Here is a 19,410-nt window from a genome sequence, read left to right on the forward strand (position 1 = left end):
GCCACTGTTGGGGAGGCGGCACAGGGATCGCCGCCAGCGGTCAGCCGGAAGGTTTCGGCCAGCCCGATTTGTGGTTGGCCGACTTTCTGGACAGACAGAGGCTAAAGGCGCCTATGCCGCGACATCAACTGCTGCGGTCGATCGAGCCTCCAACCTCGCTCGCATCGTCGCCGGCAGCTGTCGGGCGGACTTTACGCGGGGCAGGTCCATCTCGCGGATGGACTCGGCCGGAACGCCGTAAAGCGCCTCGAACTCCGAATAATTGTCGAAGCGGCGGCGGGTGACGTTGTCGACGAAGGTCTCCGCCGCGACGCCTTCGGCCAGCACCAGCGCGTGGTCCTCCACCTCGACATGGTAGTAGGTGAAGCCCTCCTCCGGCTTGACGCGGACAATCGTGGTGCCGTTCACCAGCGCCGCCGCATGCACCAGCACGCCGTCGAGGAACAGGGCATGATCGGGCGACAGGACAAGGTCGCGGACCGGCAGAACGCCGTCGAGGGACCCGGCGGCAATGCGGATGGGATAGACCGTCAGAGGATCGGCGAAGACCGGCACGATCGTCTGTCGTCCGATCCACCTTATGCTCCGCATCTCGCCCGAAGCGGTCAGGACCAGATCTCCGATGGCGAGATCCTCCACGGCGCGCTCGCCATTCGGCGTGGCAAGTCGTACTCCGGCGGCAAAGCAGGTCACAAAGCGCGTCGTCTCGATGGTCACGGGACCGGACAGGTCGCTGTCATTCGAGAACAGCATGTAATTCCCATGAAACAGCACCAGTACGCCATTTCCATGGAAGCCCTGATAGATGTACTGATTGACGCCATCGATGGTTATGTTGTCATCTATGTAAAAATATTCCTCGCTGGTCGTGCTGGTCAGCGTCTCCGATATAATGGCTGATCCAGTGATGCTATAGGTGAATGTAGATGTATCGAAGGATACGTTGTACAGGTAGGATGTGGAATAGGTTGCCATCGATTGAAATCCGGTTTGATGTCTATTTGTTTGATTACGAAGGCGGATGGAATTGAACGAATTTTATCGGAGAGGCAGTGCCGGGATCGGGATTATCGGAGCTTGCAGTCCGATTCCGATAACGGACGGAAGGCCTGTTTCGCCGGAACGGTCTCGACGAGCTTCAGGAAGTCTTCCTGCTCGGTGACCTCGGCCGGCGTCTTTACCTCGACGAGATACATGTCGTGGATCATGCGGCCATTGGGATAAAGATCGCCATTGGCGATGAAGAAGTCAGCGACGTTCAGGGTATCCAGGGCGTCCAGCACCTTGGCGGAATCATCAGTGCCGGCCTTGTCGATCGCGTTCAGATAGTTGGTCACCGCGGAATAGGTGCCGGCGGCGATCCAGCCCGGCGCGTGACCGGTGATCGCCATCATGCGCCGCCCCCATTGCCGCGAGGCCTCGTCCTTGCCCCAGAACCACGGAACCGCGAAGCGGACGCCCTGTAGCGCCTCCACGCCGATGGAGCGCACATCGGCCTGATGCATGAAGGTGACGGCGATCTTCACGCCCTTGTCGCGCAGGCCGACGCTTTGCGCCTGCTTCATCGCCTTGACGAGCTCGGCGCCTGAAATGTTCATCATGACGATTTCGGCACCGGACGCCTTGGCCTCGGCCAACTGGGACGAGAAATCCGTCGTGCCGAGCGGAGCGCGCCGCTTTCCCTTCACCACACCGCCATGCGCCGTCACGGCGGTCGCGACCGCGTCCTCCTGAATGGCGCCGGCCTCGGTGTCGGGCGACAGGATGAAGAAGGATGAGTGCCCCTGCGCCAACAGCGCCTTGATGGTGGCGCGGATGGTCGAATCCGCGTCATAGGCCCAGGCCACGACATGCCCGTTGCAGTCTTCCTCGGTCGGACGGTCGGTCAGCGGCGACACGAACAGGCCGACCTTGCCCTGGGCGCCGATCAGCTTGTTGACCGGCAGCGCAATGGCCGAATTGGTCATGTCGGCGATGACGTCGACCTGGTCCCGTGCCAGCCATTCATTGGCAATGGCGAGGCCAACCTCTGGCTTGTTCTGATGATCGCCTATGACGAGCTCGATCGGAATCCCTGCGGCCTTGCCTCCGTGATCCTTGATCGCCAGTTCGACAGCACGCACGACCTCGATGCCGCCGATAGCCGAGAAAGACGAGCTCTGGTCATTGAGCACGCCGATCCTGATGGTGTTGTCCTGCGCGCGTGCCGTGAGCGATGCGGCGACGAGCACGGCGACGGCGAGCAACAGCCTTTTCATAGTACTCTCTCGATAGTGCGAAAGACGTGGCTCGCCCTGCTCCCGGAAAGCGGAGATGCAACAGTTTCGAGATCAGGCTGCGACGGAGGACAGTTCTTCCGCGTGCACGTCGAGACGCGCGCGGATTGCCGCCGGCATCTGGCGGGCGGACTTGATACGCGGCCGATCCATTTCAGCGATCGGCGCCTGGGGAGCTTCGTGCCAGTTGTCAAAACGGCGGCGCGTGACATTGTCCACGAAGGTCTCGGCCGGCACGCCCTCGGCAAGGATCAGCGAGTGGTCCTCAAGCTCAATGTGGTAGTAAACGAAGGTCTGCGGCACGTCGGTGTGCCGCAGGATCGTCGTGCCGTTCACCAATGCGCCGGCCTGGATAAGGATGCCATCGAGTTCGAGCGCGTGATCGGCCGAAACGAAGAGGTCTCGAACGGGCTGGTTTTCGGCGAGAGCGCCGGCGCAAACACGGATGGGCAGCACCGTCAGCCGATTGAAGAACACCGTCGAAACAGTTTGGCGCGCCAGCCAACGCACCGGACGGGCTTCACCGGAAGTGGTGAGCACAAGATCGCCGGACTTGAGCGCCTCGATGGCGACCTCGCCCGAGGGTGTCGCGATCATTGTGCCCGCGAGAAAGCACACGACAAAACTTGCCGCTGTGGGAGTTATCGTATCCCCGGATACGTAACTGTCATTGGTGAAAAAGAAATAGCTGCCATCGATCTCACCGATCCAGCCATTCTTATAGAAAGAAAGGTAAGTGAAGCCAAAATCGCCGTTTACTGAATTTGAAGCGACCAGCGGTTCATTGACGGTGAAGGCGTCGTCAGCTGCATTTCCATCGGTAGTCGAATATTGAAGGGGGCTCAATGGCCCGGCTAGCGCGTAGCTCCCTCCACCAAGCGGTGTGAGCGGCGCAACTCCTACGCTGACGAATGTAGCCAATGAAACCCCCTCCAACAGGTCGCACCCCGCCCCCTGCGGAAATCCCAGCGCTAAACCTGTTGGCGTAGTGTTTGTTGCATTAGCACTCCCGTTCAACTCCTCTAAATAGAGGATATCGCCTCTCCTCTACCCTTACCGTACGTGTTGGACATCCCGCCGCCACCTGGCCGACCGGGGCCGGTCTCGTTCCACTTAGTTCTCATGTAATCAATCCACCCATCAAATGGTGGAGCCGCCCATGCCGGGCGAGCCAAAGCCCGCCGAACCTCGGGTACCAACATGCTTGCATCCGGTTTCGCCAGACACCGATGATGCTGGTCTTCCCGAGGGCGAGCAGGGGCCGGCTCTCGACAGGCCGGGCACCTTGTTCCATCGCGACTAACGTGGAAAGGGACACCCGCCCGATCAGCCACCGCCTCTGACGGCATGTGCCACTTTTCGCGGATGGCGGTGCGCTTCTTCGAGTCCACCACACCATCATCCGTCGACGCCTGGCTGCCGGGCCGGATAGGCGTGTTCTATCCGACAGACGGCCTCTCCAGGCAGCCTACCAGTGCAAGCTGGTGGGGTGATCGTTGGGGCGACGCATGTCGACTGTAAATATTCTCAATAAATTCAAATAGATAATACAAGATGTTGGCGGAAGAGAGTGGGAGTCGAACCCACCAAGGACCGTCGCGCGGCCCCCTCTGGTTTTGAAGACCAGCTACCTCACCGGAGATAACTCTCTTCCGCATCCCGCCCCTCGGAAGGGGCGGTAATCTTTGCAGCGCCTTCGTCCGACGCCGACCGCTCGGCGGGGCCGAACAGATCGAGCCGGTGCCGGTTGATCCGGCGCAGATCGCCGCGCCGGAGCGTCACCCCGTGGCGGTCGAAGAATTCGAGGATCTGGATCGCCACCTTGCGGCCGACGGCATGTTCCCCCGTCCCTGCCTCCCCCTCGATGCGATCGCGGAAGGCGGCGGCGCTGAACTCCCCGCCCGATGCCAGAGCCTCGGCATAGCCGACCATAGCCGATACCACCGGGCGGAGAAAGAAGTGGTCATGCGCCACCTCGTCGACTTTCCCCAGCCGCGACAGCAGCTTGAACAGCCGGCGGATATCGGCCTCCGGCTCGCCGAGGCGGCCGGCGATGTCGCGCACCCGCGGCGGGCGGAAGCGCTCGGGACCGGCGAGCATCGGCGCGACGACTTCCCACAATCGCTCGTCGCGCTCGGCCAGCCGCACCTCGTGACCGGCGAGCCGCACCCAGGCGCCCTCCACCGCCAGCACGCCCTCCTGCGCCAGCCGGGCCAGCGCCACCAGGAAGGCCGGCTTGGGCAGCCGTACAGCGAGTTCCATGCGCAGCTTCTCGACGCCGAGGCCGGCGAGATCGGGATTGGCCGCGTGATAGGCGGCGAGCCTGTCGACGATCTCCGCCCGCAGGGCGGTCCAGCGGGCGGCGGAGAGGGCGAAGGTGATACCGCCGGCCGCCAGCGTGACGAGGCCGAGCGCCGAAGCCAGCGCCGCCGGCGCCTCGGCGGCGAGCGCGCGGTCGCGGGCGAAGGCGTCGAGATCGAGATGATAGGGCGGCAACTCGACGAGCCCGGCAAGCGCAGCGACGGGATCGGCCTCGGCCGCCGCGTCGATGACGGCCAGCCGCTCCGGCGTCCGGCGCTTGCGGGCGGGCGCGCGCAGATCGATGAAGCGCCCCCCGCCGATGGTGCGCCGGGCCGAGGTGTCGCGCAGCACGAAGCGGTCGCGCACCGCCGCCGCGATCGGCCGCTCCAGCACCAGTTGCACCCGGCCTTCCGCGCCGGGCAGCAGCGCCTCGGCATCGAGCGGCACCACGCGGGCGCCGACCTCGACCGCGCCATGATGCAGCCGGGCCGGGAACCAGGTGCCGAGCGGCTTCGTCTCGGTGGCCAGCACCCGCAGCGAGGCGTCGATGCGGTCGGTCGGGGCGTGCAGGGAGGGATCGAGCACCACGTCGCCGCGCGCGATCGCCTGCGCGCTGACTCCGTCGCCGGCGAGATTGAGCGCGCAGCGGTCGCCGGCGCTGCCGCGCTCGGCCGGGCGGTTCTGCGCATGGATGGAGCGCACGCGGGCGGCAAGGCCGGAGGGGCTGACCGTCACCCGGTCGCCCACCGCCACCGCGCCGGACACCACCGTGCCGGTGACGACGGTGCCGGCACCCGACAGCGCGAAGGAGCGATCGACCGACAGGCGGAAGCGACCGCTCTGCCGCTCCGCCGCGAAGGACGCTGCCGCCGCGACGAGGGCGGCGCGCAGCTCGGCGATGCCCTCGCCGGTGCGGGCGGAGACGGCGAGGATCGGCGCGCCCTCCAGCGCCGTGCCGGCCAGCGCCGCGGCGATCCCGGCCGACACCGCCGCGCGGCGGGCCGGATCGGCGAGATCCGCCTTGGCGAGGGCGACGATGCCGTGGGAGACGCCGAGCAGGTCGAGAATGGCGAGGTGCTCGCGGGTCTGCGGCATCACCCCATCATCGGCGGCCACCACCACCAACGCGAAATCGATGCCGCTGGCGCCGGCCAGCATGGTGTGGATGAAGCGCTCATGGCCGGGCACGTCGATGAAGCCGAGAATACCGGCCTCGGTCGGCAGATAGGCGAAGCCGAGATCGATGGAGATGCCGCGCGCTTTCTCCTCCTTCAACCGGTCGGTATCGACGCCGGTGAGGGCGCCGATCAGCGCCGTCTTGCCGTGGTCGATATGGCCGGCGGTGCCGATGATCATTCCGGCAATCCGGCGAGGCTGTCGAGCAGGCCCTGCGGATCCTCGAGGCAGCGCAGGTCGAGAAGCAGCGCGCCATCGGCGATACGGCCGATCACCGGCCGCTCCAGCCGGCGCAGCGCGGAGGCCAGCTCCGCCAATGCGCCACCCGAGGCGTCGGCGGACCGCAGCGCGAGGCCGGCGCTCGCCAGCGTCTCCTGCGGCAGCGCGCCGGAGCCGATCTGGCTGGCGCAATCCACCACCGTGACGAGCCAGCCATCGCCGAGCAGCGTGGCGACCGGCATCACCAATGCCTCGGCCAGCGCGCGGATCTCCTCGGCCGGGCGCGCCAGCAGGCGCAGCGTCGGCAGGCGGGCCGCCAGCGTGTCCGGGTCGCGATAGAGCCGAAGCGTGGCCTCCAGCGCCGCGAGGCGGATCTTGTCGACCCGGAGCGCCCGCTTCATCGGATTGCGGTTGATCGCGGCGATAAGGTCGGCCCGGCCGACGATGAAGCCGGTCTGCGGGCCGCCGAGCAGCTTGTCGCCGGAGAAGGTGACGAGGTCGGCGCCATCCGCCACCGTCTCGCGCACCGTGGGCTCGCGTCCGACGCCGAGCCGCGCGAGGTCGGCGAGCGTGCCGGAGCCGAGATCATGTATGAGCGGCACGCTGTGCGCGCGGGCGATCTGTGCCAGCTCGCGCGCCGACACTTCCTTGGTGAAGCCCTCGATGCGGTAATTCGAGGTGTGCACCTTGAGGATCAGCCCGGTCTCCGCGTCGAGGGCGGCGAGATAGTCCTTGGCGTGGGTGCGGTTGGTGGTGCCGACCTCGACGAGGCGGGCGCCGGCGCGGGCCATGATGTCCGGCATGCGGAAGGCACCGCCGATCTCGATCAGCTCGCCGCGCGAGACGATGGCGCCCTTGCCGGCGCCGAGCGTGTTCAGGCAGAGCAGCACGGCGGCGGCGTTGTTGTTGACGACGGTGGCGTCCTCGGCGCCGGTCAGCTCGATGAGCAGGGCACGGACATGGTCGTCGCGCTCGCCGCGCTTGCCGGTATCGAGATCGTATTCGAGCGCGACGGCCGAGCGCATGGCGGCGCTCGCCGCCTCCACCGCCACCTCGGCGAGAACCGCGCGGCCAAGATTGGTGTGCAGCACCGTGCCGGTGAGATTGAACACCGGTCGCAGCGAGGAACGGGAGGCGAGCGCCAGTTGCTCGGCCGCCGCCAGCGCCACGTGATCCGACGAGGGCAGGCTGGCAAGCTGGCCGGCAAGCACGCAGGCCCGCACCTCCTCCAGCGCGGCGCGGATGGCGGCGGTGAGCGGCGCGCGGCCGAAGCGGCCGGCGGCCTCCAGCGCGGCCGGCGTCTTCAATACCTGGTCGACCGACGGCAGGTCGCGCAGCGACGGACGGGATTCCGCATCCATGGCGCGCCTCCTCAGTAGCCGATCAGGAACGGGTTGTAGGCGGCACGGCGATATGGGCCGTCGCGCATCATGATGTCGAGGGGGAGCGAGCCGATGTCGTCCGCCAGCGCCTCCATCGACACGTCCTTGTTCTGGTACAGCACCTTCACATAGGTGCGGCACTCGTCGCAGGTCTCCGCCTTCACCGTGCCGGGGCCGCCCTCGACCTCCTGATAGCCGATGCCCTTGGTGGAGCCGCAGGACACGCATTTGATGCGCACATAGTTCCACAGCGTGGCGCACAGCTCGCAAGCGCAGAAGCGGTTGCCATGCGCGGTCGGCCATTCGACGATCAGCGAGGCGACCGGCGGGCCGCCGCAGCCCGGGCACACCGCTGTCTCGCTCACCGGCCGCAAGGCCTTGGCATCGAGCGTGGCGGCGAGCCGGGTGGCGAGCACCTCCAGCCCCGCGGCGACGAAGGCATGCTCGGCCAGCGCCTCCATCGGAATGGCGTGCGCCAGCACATTGGCGGCGATCTCGGCGCGCTCCGCGCCACCCGCCTGCCGCACCCGCGCCAGCGCGGCGGCGGCCGGCTCCGGCATGGGCCGTTTGGCGATGGCGTCGAACAAGATGTCGAGCGTCGGCTGGAAGGCGGGGTCGGCGGCAAGCGCCGAACGGTCCAGCGGCGGCATGCCGAACTCGCTCGCCCGCGCCACCTGCTCCGCCGGGATCGGTGCGGGCGCCGGGGCCAACGCCACCGTCTCGGCCTGCGCGTCGACGATGCCGGCGACGAAATCGAGATAGAGCTTGGCCGGGCTCACCGCCGCATAGGCCCGCAGGCGCTTGGCGCGGATCGGGAACAGCGTCGCGGGATCGGGAACCACCGCGAAGGGCGGTGTCGAGACGGCGCCGATGACGGTGGGATCAGGATGGAGATCAGTCGACATAGGATTCCTCACGAACCGCACGGGCCACGTGGTTATGTAAAACCGGCACGCTCAGGCAACGGGCTCAGCAACACGTTTCGGACAGCGGCCCGAACGGAGGTCCGGCAAAGAACTCGCCGGCAGCGCCTTGAGCCGGATGAAGGATAGCACGCCCCTGCGGGGTGGCTTGCGAGACGCCCCGCCGGTGGCGCACCTCGGCGGGGCTGTCGAGACAGGCATCGGGCGACGCGACGGCTATTCCGCCGGCGTGCCGGTGCCGCGACTGGTCGGCGTCGTCGTCGGCTTGCCGACCAGCTCGCGCAGCCATTTGCGGTGATGGCGCCACGCCCAGCCGCCGGTGACACGCCCGCGCGTCATAGCGCTGAAGGTGCCCTTCACCCAGATCGCCGCATAGACATGCACGATCCACACGCAGATGGCGAAGATCGCCGTCGCCGAATGCACGAGGATGGCGATGCGCTTCTGCTCGATGGTGGTGTAGGGGTAGAAATACTGGTCCCACATCACGATGCCCGACGTGATCAGCACAAGGATCAGCGCCGACATCGACCAGAACACGAATTTCTGGCCGGCATTGTACTTGCCGACCTCCGGCATCTTCTCCTCGCGCCCGGCCAGCATGTCGCCGGAACGCGCGAGCCATTCCGCGTCGACGCGCTTGGGCAGGTTCGCCCGCCAGAAGCGGATGAACAGCAGCGCGAAGGAGCAGAACAGCACCACGCCGATCCACGGATGCAGGATCCGCGTATTCTGCCCGCCGCCGAACAGGCCGGTGAGGAAGAACAGCCGCGGCGTGAACAAGGCGAGGCCCGACAACGCCAGCAGCACCAGGCTGACGGCGGTGATCCAGTGGTTGATGCGCGCGGCGAGGGTGTAGCGGTCCACCGTCACCGGGTGGCCGGGATGCACCGCGTCGCCGGACTGCACGTCATCGGCCGGCGTCGGCACCGGAGAGTTCGGGTCGTGCGCGCTCATGTCGGCCTCCCCTCATTGCCCGCCGGGCCGGCCGGAGGCGGCACCGCGGCGCCGCTGGTCAGCTTCTCGGCGTTCTCCTCGTCCTCCTCCGTGACCTTGTTGGGCCCGGCGACCAGGTAGTGCAGCACGCCGGCGGCCGCCGCCACGCCCATCAGGGCCATGCCCATATATTTGGTGATGCCCTTCCAGGTTTCCACGATCGGCGAGATGCGCGGATTGTCGGGCAGGCCGGCATAGATGGACGGCTTGTCGGCGTGGTGCAGCACATACATGACATGGGTGCCGCCCACGCCCTGCGGGTCATAGAGACCGGCATTCTCGAAGCCGCGCGACTTCAGGTCCTTGATGCGGAAATCCGCCCAGCCCTTCATCTCCTCCTTGGTGCCGAACACGATGGCCTGGGTCGGGCACGCCTTCTGGCAGGCCGGGCCCTGGCCGACCGCGACCCGGTCCGAGCACAGCGTGCACTTGTAGGCGGTGTGATCGACCTTGGAGATACGCGGGATGTTGAACGGGCAGCCCTTGATGCAGTAGCCGCAGCCGATGCAGTTGGCGTGCTGGAAGTCGACGATGCCGTTCGAGTACTGCACGATGGCGCCGGGAGACGGGCAGGCCTTGAGGCAGCCCGGATCCTCGCAATGCATGCAGCCGTCCTTGCGGATGAGCCATTCGAGATTCTCGGTCTCGGGGTTCTCCCACTCGGTGAAGCGCATCAGCGTGAAGGTGTTCTCGGTCAGGTCCATGGGGTTGTCGTAGACCCCGTGGTTGATGCCGATCTCCTCGGTCAGCTGGTTCCACTCCAGGCACGCGGCCTGGCAGGCCTTGCAGCCGATGCACTTGGTCACGTCGATCAGCTTGGCGACCTCGGTGAGCCGCTGCGCCGGCGGCTCCACCGTGGAGGCCGAGCGGCGCACGATGTCCTTCTCGCCGAAGCGCGGGGTGACCGCGGACGGGTCGACGGACGGGTTGGGAATTGGGGGAAACATCGCGCCGCCTCCCTACGCCACCGGCCCGGTCGAGGGCTCGATGTTGACCATGAATGCCTTGAACTCCGGCGTCTCGATATTGGCGTCGCCGACGAACGGGGTGAGCACGTTCGCCGGGAAGCCCTTGCGGGCGGCGCCGACGAAGCCCCAGTGAATGGGCACGCCGACCACATGCACCGTCTTGCCGTCGACCGTCATCGGCTTGATGCGCTTGGTGACCACCGCGATGGCGAAGATCTCGCCGCGCTTCGACCACACCCGCACCCAGCCGCCCTTGACGATGCCCTTCTCCCTGGCGAGCTCCTCCGAGATCTCCACGAACTGCTGCGGTTGCAGCACCGAATTCACGTGGTTGTTCTTGGTCCAGTAGTGGAAATGCTCGGTGAGCCGGTAGGAGGTGCCGGCATAGGGGAAGTTGGGATCGCCGATATCGGCGAACTGCTTCCAGTCGTCGGCGAAGACGCGCGACACCGGATTGCCGCGCACCTTGGGCGCGATCACGTTGGCGACCGGGCTCTCGAACGGCTCGTAATGCACCGGGAACGGCCCGTCGCGCATCATCTTGCGCACGAAGAGGCGTCCCGTGCCTTCCGGGTTCATGATGAACGGACCGACATCGCCCGGCTTGGCGGTGGGCGCGATGTCCGGCACGTCGTAGCCGGTCCATTTCGTGCCGTCCCACTCGATCAGCTTGCGCGAGGGATCCCATGGCTTGCCGTCGAGGTCGGCGGAGGCGCGGTTGTAGATGATGCGCCGGTTGGCCGGCCAGGCGAACGACCACTTCAGATAGGCGCCGGTCTCGTCCGGGTCGGAATTGTCCCGGCGCGCCATCATGTTGCCCGCCTCGGTCCAGCTGCCGGCATAGATCCAGCAGCCGCCGGCCGTGGTGCCGTCGTCGCGATACAGGCCGAAGCCGGACAGCTGCTTGCCCGCCTCCAGGATCTTCTTGGTCGGATCATTGGGGTCGAACACGTCCACCAGCGCCGAACCGTTCATCTCCTTCGCCAGCTCCTCCGGCGACGGGTCCTCCGGGTTCTTGTAGGACCAGTTGAGATTGACGATCGGATCCGGGAAGGCGCCGCCCTCCTTGCGATACATTTCCTTCAGCCGCAGATGGATCTGCGCCATGATCCAGGCATCGGTGCGCGCCTCGCCCGGAGGCGAGCCGCCGGGCCAATGCCATTGCAGCCAGCGGCCGGAATTCACCAGCGAGCCCTCATCCTCCGCGAAGCAGGTGGTGGGAAGCTGGATCACCTCGGTCTTGATGCTGGCGGTGTCGGCATCGTTGAAGACGCCGTGGTTCTCCCAGAAGCGCGCGGTCTCGGTCTGGAGCGGGTCCATGATCACGAGCATCTTGAGCTTGGAAAGTCCCTCGGCAAGCTTCGCCCGGTTGGGGAAGGCCTGCAGCGGATTGAACCCCTGGCAGAAATAGAGGTTCACCTCGCCCTTCTTCATCCGCTCGAACATCCGCAGGATGTCGTAGTTCGGCACGTCGAGCTTGGGCAGGTAATCATAGGCCCAGTCGTTCTGCGCCGTCGCGGCGTCGCCATACATCGACTTCATGAAGCTGACGAAGAACTTCTTGTAGTTCTGCCAGTAGCTCATCTGGTTCGGCCGCAGCGGCTTGAAGCCGCGCGTCGACATGTAGGTGGCGAAGTCGGCTTCCTTCTCGATCGGCAGGTTGAGATAGCCGGGCAGCATGTTGGACAACAGCCCGATATCGGTCAGCCCCTGGATGTTGGAGTGGCCGCGCAGCGCGTTCATGCCACCGCCGCGCACCCCGATATTGCCGAGGATGAGCTGCAGCATCGCCATGCCGCGAATGTTCTGCGCGCCCTTGGAATGCTGGGTCCAGCCGAGCGCATACATCGAGGTCATGGTCTTGGTCGGCGACGAGCACTCGCCGATCATCTCGGCGATGTGCAGGAACTTCTCCTTCGGCGTACCGCAGATGCGCTCCACCATCTCCGGCGTGTAGACGGAGACGTGCTGCTTCAGGAGGTTCCACACGCAGCGCGGATGCTGCAGCGTCTCGTCGACCACCGCATAGCCGTCCGGGCCGACTTCGTAGTCCCAGCTGTCGCGGTTGTAGTCGCGCTTTTCCTCGTCATAGCCGGTGAACAGGCCGTCCTGATAGGTGAAGCCCTCCTTCACGATGAAGGACGCGTTGGTGAACGCCTTGGTATAGGCCCACTGCACCTTGTCGTTCTGGATGCACCAGTTGATCAGGCCGAGCAGGAAGGCGATGTCCGATCCCTGGCGGATCGGCGCATAATAGTCCGCGACCGACGCCGAGCGGTTGAAGCGCGGGTCGACGACGATCAGCTTGGCGCCACGGTTGGCTTTCGCCTCAGTGACCCACTTGAATCCGCACGGATGGGCTTCGGCGGCATTGCCGCCCATGATGACGACGAGATCGGTATTCCGGATGTCGGTCCAGGAATTCGTCATTGCGCCACGGCCAAATGTTGGGGCGAGACTCGCCACCGTCGGGCCGTGTCAGACGCGTGCCTGGTTGTCGAACCCGAGCATGCCGGTCGAGCGCACCACCTTGTAGGTGGCGAACGCGGTTTCGTTGGTGGTCGCCGATGCCGCCAGGAAGCCGGTGGTCAGCCAGCGGTTGACGGTGACGCCGTCCTTGTTCTTCGCGATGAAGTTGGCATCGCGATCGTCCTTCATGGCGCGGGCGATCTTGTCGAGCGCCGCGTCCCAGGCGATCGGCTCGAACTTGTCGGAGCCCGGCTTGCGCACCATCGGCTGGGTCAGGCGCGTCTCGGACTTCACGATGTCCTTGAGCGCCGCGCCCTTCGGGCACAGCGTGCCGCGATTGGTCGGGTGATCGGCATCGCCCTCGATATGGACGATGTCGGCCTTCTCACCCTTCCGGAGGTCGCCCTTGGAAAAGATGATGATGCCGCAGGCCACCGAACAATAGGTGCAGGTGTTGCGGGCCTCGACGGTGTTGGCCAGGTGGAACGGCTTGACGTAGGCGGCCACTGCCGCTTCCGCCTCGCCGAAGCCGAAGGCCCCGAGCGTCGAGCCCGCCAGTCCCGCACCCGACGTGCGCAAGAATGCGCGACGCGAGAGCTCCATGTTCATCGCAATGTTCTCCCGGCTTGGGGTGCCGTCGTTCTCCCTATCCCTCGATAGGGTAATCCAATTGGGTGACGCTATTTTTTAGCTTGTCCAATGTCAAATCACCTAAAGTCGACCCGTGGCGAAAAAGACTGTTTTTCCAGACGCTTCCGTCGTGCGATTTCGCAATTGCACTGCTGCGGCGCACAATCCGCCCACCCTCCACAGGCGGACGATTGACGCGGCAGCCCGACTGTCGGCAGGATTGTGGCGTGCTCGATCATTCGGCTCCCGCGTGTCGGGGCTTCGCATCCTCGCTTTTGCCAGCCACGCTGATTGCCCTTGCGTCACTTTCACTGGACGCGAGTGCGCAATTGCGGGCTGAGCCGGCTTTTGCGCCGGGCACCCCGATACCGCCGCTGGTACTGAACTCGCTCGATCACGGTCCGCAGGACCTTGCCGCGCTGCGGGGACGCCCGGTCGTCGTTCACTTCTTTGCGACATGGTGCGAGCCGTGCCGGGAGGAGATGACCGGGCTCGGCCAGCTCGCCGAGCGCCTCGCCGAGCTGCCGCAGCAGTCGCGTCCGGTGATTCTCGCCGTCGATGTCGGTGAGCCCGCCACCCGTGTCCGCCGCTTCCTCGCCCGCGAATTCGCCGACCGGCCACCGCCCTTCCCGATCCTGATCGACGAGGATCGCGCCGCCATGAAGGCCTGGAAGGTCGCGTTCCTGCCCACCAGCTATGTGCTCGACGCCGGCCACGCGGTGCGTGCCGAGGCCGCCGGCCCGGTCGACTGGACCGACGCGCGTGCCCTCGCGGTGCTCGACAGCCTTCTCGCCGAGGCGCCGCCGCGCGCGGCCCTCGACCTGCCCACCCTCACTCTGCCCGCCTTGCCTGAAAACTCCGGGAGCAAGCAACAATGACAAACCGTCGCGATCTGTTGAAAGCCGGCGCCGCCTTCGCGGCCGCCGCCGCCCTTCCCCATTCCGCCTTCGCCCAGGCCGCCGCCACCGCTGCCGCCCCCGCGGCTGCGACCTTCGCCCCGAAGCCCGGCAGCTGGCGCAACTTCGAGGTGGTGACGACGCTGAACGTCGCGCCGGTGGAAGGCAAGGCCGGGCCGGCGCAGGCCTGGGTGCCGCTGCCCTCCTACGCCGCCGAGGACTGGTTCAAGCCCGGCGAGAGCACCTGGAAGACCAATGCCAAGACCGCCGAAGTGGTGCAGGATCCGCACTACGGGGCCAAGCTGCTGCACCTCACCTGGGCCGAGGGCGAGGACAAGCCGCAGGTGGAGATCACCTCGAAATTCGCCACCCGCGACCGCGCCGCCGACCTTTCCAAGCCCGGCAGCGCCGCGCCGCTCTCCGCGCAGGACCGGGCGCTGTTCCTCAAGGCGACCGACCTCATCCCGACCGACGGGCTCGTCAAGCAGACCTCGGACAAGATCGTCGCCGGCAAGACCACCGACGTCGAGAAGGCCCGCGCCATCTATGAATGGGTGGTGGAGAACACCTATCGCAACGCCGCCACCCGTGGCTGCGGCACCGGCGACATCGCCTCGCTGCTGGCGAGCGGCAATCTCGGCGGCAAATGCGCCGACCTCAACGCGCTGTTCGTCGGACTTTCCCGTGCCGCCGGCATCCCGGCGCGCGACCTCTACGGCATCCGCGTCGCGCCCTCGGCCTTCGGCTACAAGAGCCTCGGCGCCAATTCCCCGGTGATTTCCAAGGCGCAGCACTGCCGCGCCGAGGTGTGGCTGGAGGGCTTCGGCTGGGTCGGCGTCGATCCCGCGGACGTGCGCAAGGTCGTCCTGGAGGAGCCGCCGGGGAAGAACGCCCTCGACGACGCCAAGGTGGTCGCTGCCCGCAAGGCGCTGTTCGGCGCCTGGGAAGGCAACTGGCTCGCCTATAATGACGGCCACGACATCGCGCTGCCCGGCTCGAACGGCCCCAAGCTCGGCTTCCTGATGTACCCGCAGGCGGAGGTGGCCAGCCTGCGCCACGACTGCCTCGACCCGGACGCCTTCACCTACACCATCAAGGCCAGCGAGATCTCGGCCTGACACAGAGGTCCCGGCCTTGGCTCAGCGCAAGGCCGGGATCGCCCCTGTCCAAACGTTTGCCTGCCCGGATCAAACGCCTTTCCGGGGTAGAGATTGCAGATCAACCCGGTAACTCCCTCTCCCGTTGGGGAAAGGTTGAGAAAGGGACTCTCGACCATGCTCGACACGCCGAACGATACCGCCCCCTTCCGCCTCACCAGCCTCGCCCATGGCGGCGGCTGCGGCTGCAAGCTCGCCCCCTCGGTGCTGCGCGAGCTCCTGTCCGAGCAGGCGCCGGGTGGGCCGTTCGAGAAGCTGCTGGTCGGCACCGAGACCGGCGACGACGCCGCGGTCTACCAGCTTGACGACGAGACCTGCCTGATCGCCACCACCGACTTCTTCATGCCGATGGTGGACGACCCCTACGAATTCGGCCGCATCGCCGCCACCAACGCGATTTCCGATGTCTACGCCATGGGCGGCAAGCCCTTGCTGGCGCTGGCCATTCTCGGCATGCCGCTCGGCAAGCTGCCGACCCCGATGGTGCGGGACATCCTGCGCGGCGGGCAGGCCATCGCCGCCGAGGCCGGCATCCCGGTGGCCGGCGGCCATTCCATCGACAGCCCCGAGCCGATCTACGGCCTCGCGGTGATCGGCACCGCCCGGCCGGAACAGATCCGCCGCAACAGCACCGCGCGGGCCGGCGACGTGCTGATCCTCACCAAGGCGCTCGGCGTCGGCCTGTATTCGGCGGCGTTCAAGAAGGAGGCGCTCTCGCCGGCCGGCTATGCCGAGATGGTCGCCTCGATGACCAGGCTCAACCGCATCGGCGCCGAGCTCGGCAAGCGAAGCGCGGTGCATGCCATCACCGACGTCACCGGCTTCGGCATTCTCGGCCACGGGCTGGAAGTCGCGCGCGGCTCCAACCTCACGCTGCGCCTCGATGCCGACGCGCTGCCGGCGCTGAAGGAGGCCGAGGCGCTGGCGCAGCAGGGCTTTGTCACCGGCGCCTCGCACCGCAACTGGGCGAGCTATGGCGACGGCGTCACCCTGCCGGAGGGCTTTCCCGACTGGCGGCGGCACCTGCTCACCGACCCGCAGACCTCCGGCGGCCTGCTGGTGGCGGTGGCGCCGGAAGCGGCCGAGGCGCTCCTCACCGAGATCCGCGCCGCCGGCTATCCGGCGGCGGCCATCGTCGGCCGGCTGGAGGCGGGTTCGCCCGGCATCGTCGTCGGCTGACGCCGCGCGCCCCGCACCGTGGTGTCATTGGCCTTCACCCAGTCGATGAGGCCACCGAGCGGCACCATCAGCGAACGGCCGAGATCGGTCAGCTCGTAGTCGACGCGCGGCGGCACGGTGGGGAACACCGTGCGTGAGATGAAGCCGTCGGTCTCCAGCGAGCGCAGCGTCTGGGTCAGCATGCGCTGCGAGATGTCCGGGATCGACCGGCGCAGTTCGGAAAACCGCCGCACGCCGGGGTCCAGCTCGGTCAGCACCAGCACGCTCCAGCGATCGCCGATGCGGTCGAGCAGCAGCCGCACCGGGCAGGCATCACCGAGTGCCAGCCATTCCGCCTTCATCATTCCAGCCATCACCTGCTCCCTTCGGCGAGCGAGGCCCGCGCCATTGGTTACTGCCGGCATACCGAGGCACGGCAAGATGCCTTCTTGCGCCTTCGATGCAGAAGGGCATGTTACTCTCATTCCGTAACCAAGGACAGCCCGTCGGCGTCATCGCCCTCTGGCGTCCATGCAGGGACTACGCATCATGATCGTCATCACCGCCGCCAGCGGCAAGCTCGGCACCGCGCTCGCCGATGCCTTCAAGGCCAAGGGCCTCGCCGGACAGGTGCGGCTCGCCGTCCGTTCGCCGGACAAGCTGGCCGCCCGCAAGGCCGAGGGCTTCGAGGTGGTCGCCGCCGACTATGACGACCCGGCCAGCCTGAAGGCCGCCTTCGCCGGCGCGGAAACCGTGGTGCTCATCTCCGGCGCGGGCACCAACGACATCCGCACCGTGCAGCATCACCACGTCATCGAGGCCGCCAAGGCGGCTGGGGTGACGCGCATCGTCTATACCAGCGCCACCAACCCGGTGAGCGCCAGCCTCTTCGACTGGGCGAAGGCACATGAGGCGACCGAGGCCGAGCTGAAGGCCTCCGGCCTCGCCTGGACCATCCTGCGCGACAATTCCTATTTCTCGAACAACGACCCGCTCTTCGCCAATGCCAAGGCGAGCGGCGTGCTGCCCTTCCCCGGCATCGATGCCAAGGTCGCCTATGTCTCGCACGAGGACGTGGCGGATTCGATCGTCGGCGCGGTGACCGGCACCGGCCACGCCGGCAAGGTCTATGAGATCGCCGGCGGCGAGGCCTGGAGCGCGGTCGAGCTCGCCGCCCTGCTCTCCGAGCTGACCGGCAAGGAGATCAAGGCGCTCGACGTGCCCGTCTCCGCCTTCGAGGACCAGTTCCGCGCCATGGGCCTGCCGGAATGGGTGGCGACCGGGGTGGGCAGCTTCTATGCCGCGCTCGGCGCCGGCGAATATGCCGCCACCTCCGGCGACGTCGCGCTGCTGGCTGGCCGTCCCTCGACCAGCGCGCGCGCCTATCTCAAGGCGTTCGCCTGATCCGTGCTTGCGGAAAGGCCGAGCTCGGGCTGGACTACCGGGAACACCGGAGTTCCCGCCGATGAGCTTTGCCTTTCTGCACGCCTCCGCCGACCAGGCGCCGATCGATATTCCCGCGATCGGCTTGAGCCTGCGCGTGCCGCTGCCGCCGACCTCGAGCGACGGCAGCGTCACCGCCATTGAGACCGTCAATGCCCCGGGCTTCGGCCCGCCGCTGCATCGCCACCGCGAAACCGAGATTTTCCGGGTGCTGGAAGGCCGCTATCTCTACGAATGCGACGGGCACCGCTTCGAGGCGGTCGCGGGTGACGTCGTGACCATTCCCGGCGGCAGCGCCCATGGCTTCGTCAACATTGGCGAAGCGCCGGCGCGGCAATTCATCCTCATCCTGCCCGGCCTCGATGCCGTCGGCTTCTTCACCGGCCTTGCCGAGGTGATGCGCCACGGCATGGCGGACCGGGCCGCCCTCGCCGGCTTCGGCGAGAAATGGGGAGTCGAGTTCCTCGGCCCGCCGCTCAGGCCCTGATCCGCTCGGCGAGGAAATCGACGAAGGCACGGATACGGGCGTCGAGATGGGCGTGGCCGACATAAACCGCGCTCATCTGCTCGACATCGCCGGCATTGTACTCCTCCAGCACCGGTACCAGCAGGCCGGCCGCGATATCGGAGCGGATGTGGAACGCGCCGATGCGGGCCAGCCCCAGCCCCTCCAGCGCCAGCCGCCGCACCGTGGCGCCGCTATTGCCCTCGAAATTGCCGCCGACCGGCCGGGTGAACCAGGCGCCTGTGGCCGGGTCACGGAACGGCCAGTCGTCGAGGCTGCGGCGAAAATTGAAGCGCAGGCAATTGTGACGGTCGAGATCCGCCGGCGTCGCCGGCACGCCGTGGCGCTCAAGATAGGCCGGCGCGGCGACGATCATCCGCCGGCTTTCAGCGAGCCGCCGCGCCTTCAGGGTGGAATCGCGCAGCGGCCCGATGCGGATGGCGAGATCGGTGCGCTCGCCGAGCAGGTCGATGACGCTATCGGTCAGCGACAGGTCGAGCGAGACCCGCGGATAGAGCGCCAGGAACTGCGGCACCAGTGGCACCAGATAATGCTCGCCGAACGCCACCGAGGCGGACACCCGCAGCCGCCCGCGCGGCTCGGCGGCGGCACCGCCCGCCACCTGGCGCTCCGCCTCCTCGATGCTGGCGAGGATGGCGCGGGCGCGCGCCACATAGGCCTCGCCCTCGGCGGTGAGCACCAGCGCCCGGGTGGAGCGCACCAGCAGCCGCACGCCGAGCCGCGCCTCGATGCGGGCGACGATCTTCGACACCGCCGAGGGCGACAGCCTGAGCGACCGCCCCGCGGCGGAGAAGCTGCCGCGATCGGCGACCTCGACCAGCACCTGCATCTCGCCGGCGCGATTATCCATGGCGCCCCTCCCACTCATGAAACAGCTTCACAGATCCTGA

General features: G+C 67.0%; 16 protein-coding genes and 1 tRNA gene. 5 read left to right on the forward strand and 12 right to left on the reverse strand.

Going from position 1 to position 19,410, the window contains the following annotated elements:
- Window positions 1-111: 111 nt before the first annotated feature.
- From KHC28_RS19360 to fdnG, 10 genes are all read right to left on the reverse strand, one after another.
- Window positions 112-975 carry a Hint domain-containing protein gene (locus tag KHC28_RS19360; RefSeq protein ID WP_214010027.1) on the reverse strand — a complete coding sequence of 288 codons (864 nt, stop codon included), beginning with the start codon at window positions 973-975 and terminating at the stop codon, window positions 112-114.
- A 92-nt stretch (window positions 976-1,067) separates the two neighbouring features.
- Entirely contained in the window at window positions 1,068-2,258 is a 1,191-nt protein-coding gene (locus KHC28_RS19365; protein ID WP_214010028.1) for an ABC transporter substrate-binding protein, read from the reverse strand.
- Between the two features lie 72 nt (window positions 2,259-2,330).
- Window positions 2,331-3,197, reverse strand: a complete 867-nt coding sequence (locus KHC28_RS19370) for a Hint domain-containing protein (protein ID WP_246565029.1) — start codon at window positions 3,195-3,197, stop codon at window positions 2,331-2,333.
- Window positions 3,198-3,834: 637 nt separating this feature from the next.
- A tRNA-Sec gene (locus tag KHC28_RS19375) sits at window positions 3,835-3,930 on the reverse strand.
- The gene (gene selB / locus KHC28_RS19380; protein ID WP_214010029.1) at window positions 3,909-5,933 is read right to left on the reverse strand and encodes a selenocysteine-specific translation elongation factor; all 2,025 of its coding nucleotides are present in this window, start codon (window positions 5,931-5,933) and stop codon (window positions 3,909-3,911) included. Before selB ends, KHC28_RS19375 begins: the two co-directional genes overlap by 22 nt.
- The gene (gene selA / locus KHC28_RS19385; protein WP_214010030.1) at window positions 5,930-7,333 is read right to left on the reverse strand and encodes an L-seryl-tRNA(Sec) selenium transferase; all 1,404 of its coding nucleotides are present in this window, start codon (window positions 7,331-7,333) and stop codon (window positions 5,930-5,932) included. The genes selB and selA overlap by 4 nt, the downstream gene beginning before the upstream one ends.
- 11 nt (window positions 7,334-7,344) lie before the next feature.
- Complete coding sequence (gene fdhE, locus KHC28_RS19390) at window positions 7,345-8,259, reverse strand: formate dehydrogenase accessory protein FdhE (protein WP_214010031.1); 915 nt, start codon at window positions 8,257-8,259, stop codon at window positions 7,345-7,347.
- A gap of 234 nt (window positions 8,260-8,493) precedes the next feature.
- Window positions 8,494-9,234, reverse strand: coding sequence for a formate dehydrogenase subunit gamma (locus tag KHC28_RS19395; RefSeq protein ID WP_214010032.1), 741 nt, complete (start codon window positions 9,232-9,234; stop codon window positions 8,494-8,496).
- Window positions 9,231-10,220: a formate dehydrogenase subunit beta gene (gene fdxH / locus KHC28_RS19400; RefSeq protein WP_214010033.1), complete on the reverse strand. Its 990-nt coding sequence runs from the start codon at window positions 10,218-10,220 to the stop codon at window positions 9,231-9,233. Before fdxH ends, KHC28_RS19395 begins: the two co-directional genes overlap by 4 nt.
- 12 nt (window positions 10,221-10,232) lie before the next feature.
- Window positions 10,233-13,319, reverse strand: coding sequence for a formate dehydrogenase-N subunit alpha (fdnG, locus tag KHC28_RS19405; protein WP_214010034.1), 3,087 nt, complete (start codon window positions 13,317-13,319; stop codon window positions 10,233-10,235).
- A gap of 248 nt (window positions 13,320-13,567) precedes the next feature.
- Here fdnG and KHC28_RS19410 point away from each other — a divergent pair, with 248 nt between their 5' ends.
- The 3 genes from KHC28_RS19410 (at window position 13,568) to selD (ending at window position 16,572) form a co-directional block, all read left to right on the forward strand.
- Complete coding sequence (locus tag KHC28_RS19410; RefSeq protein ID WP_312893276.1) at window positions 13,568-14,218, forward strand: TlpA family protein disulfide reductase; 651 nt, start codon at window positions 13,568-13,570, stop codon at window positions 14,216-14,218.
- Window positions 14,215-15,354 (forward strand): transglutaminase-like domain-containing protein, encoded by a 1,140-nt coding sequence (locus tag KHC28_RS19415; RefSeq protein ID WP_214010035.1) that lies wholly within the window; start codon window positions 14,215-14,217, stop codon window positions 15,352-15,354. Before KHC28_RS19410 ends, KHC28_RS19415 begins: the two co-directional genes overlap by 4 nt.
- Before the next feature lie 156 nt (window positions 15,355-15,510).
- Window positions 15,511-16,572 carry a selenide, water dikinase SelD gene (gene selD / locus KHC28_RS19420; protein ID WP_214010036.1) on the forward strand — a complete coding sequence of 354 codons (1,062 nt, stop codon included), beginning with the start codon at window positions 15,511-15,513 and terminating at the stop codon, window positions 16,570-16,572.
- Here selD and KHC28_RS19425 read toward each other — a convergent pair.
- On the reverse strand, window positions 16,509-16,925 hold the full coding sequence (locus tag KHC28_RS19425) for a winged helix-turn-helix transcriptional regulator (RefSeq protein ID WP_214010037.1): 417 nt from the start codon (window positions 16,923-16,925) through the stop codon (window positions 16,509-16,511). The two genes, selD and KHC28_RS19425, sit on opposite strands and share 64 nt — an antisense overlap.
- A gap of 175 nt (window positions 16,926-17,100) precedes the next feature.
- Here KHC28_RS19425 and KHC28_RS19430 point away from each other — a divergent pair, with 175 nt between their 5' ends.
- Together KHC28_RS19430 and KHC28_RS19435 are read left to right on the forward strand one after the other, a co-directional pair.
- Complete coding sequence (locus KHC28_RS19430; RefSeq protein ID WP_214010038.1) at window positions 17,101-17,955, forward strand: SDR family oxidoreductase; 855 nt, start codon at window positions 17,101-17,103, stop codon at window positions 17,953-17,955.
- 61 nt (window positions 17,956-18,016) lie between these two features.
- On the forward strand, window positions 18,017-18,481 hold the full coding sequence (locus tag KHC28_RS19435; RefSeq protein WP_214010039.1) for a cupin domain-containing protein: 465 nt from the start codon (window positions 18,017-18,019) through the stop codon (window positions 18,479-18,481).
- Here KHC28_RS19435 and KHC28_RS19440 read toward each other — a convergent pair.
- Window positions 18,471-19,370: a LysR family transcriptional regulator gene (locus KHC28_RS19440; RefSeq protein ID WP_214010040.1), complete on the reverse strand. Its 900-nt coding sequence runs from the start codon at window positions 19,368-19,370 to the stop codon at window positions 18,471-18,473. The two genes, KHC28_RS19435 and KHC28_RS19440, sit on opposite strands and share 11 nt — an antisense overlap.
- Between the last annotated feature and the right edge of the window lie 40 nt (window positions 19,371-19,410).

This window comes from Ancylobacter sonchi, from assembly GCF_018390695.1.
Lineage (GTDB): Bacteria > Pseudomonadota > Alphaproteobacteria > Rhizobiales > Xanthobacteraceae > Ancylobacter > Ancylobacter sonchi.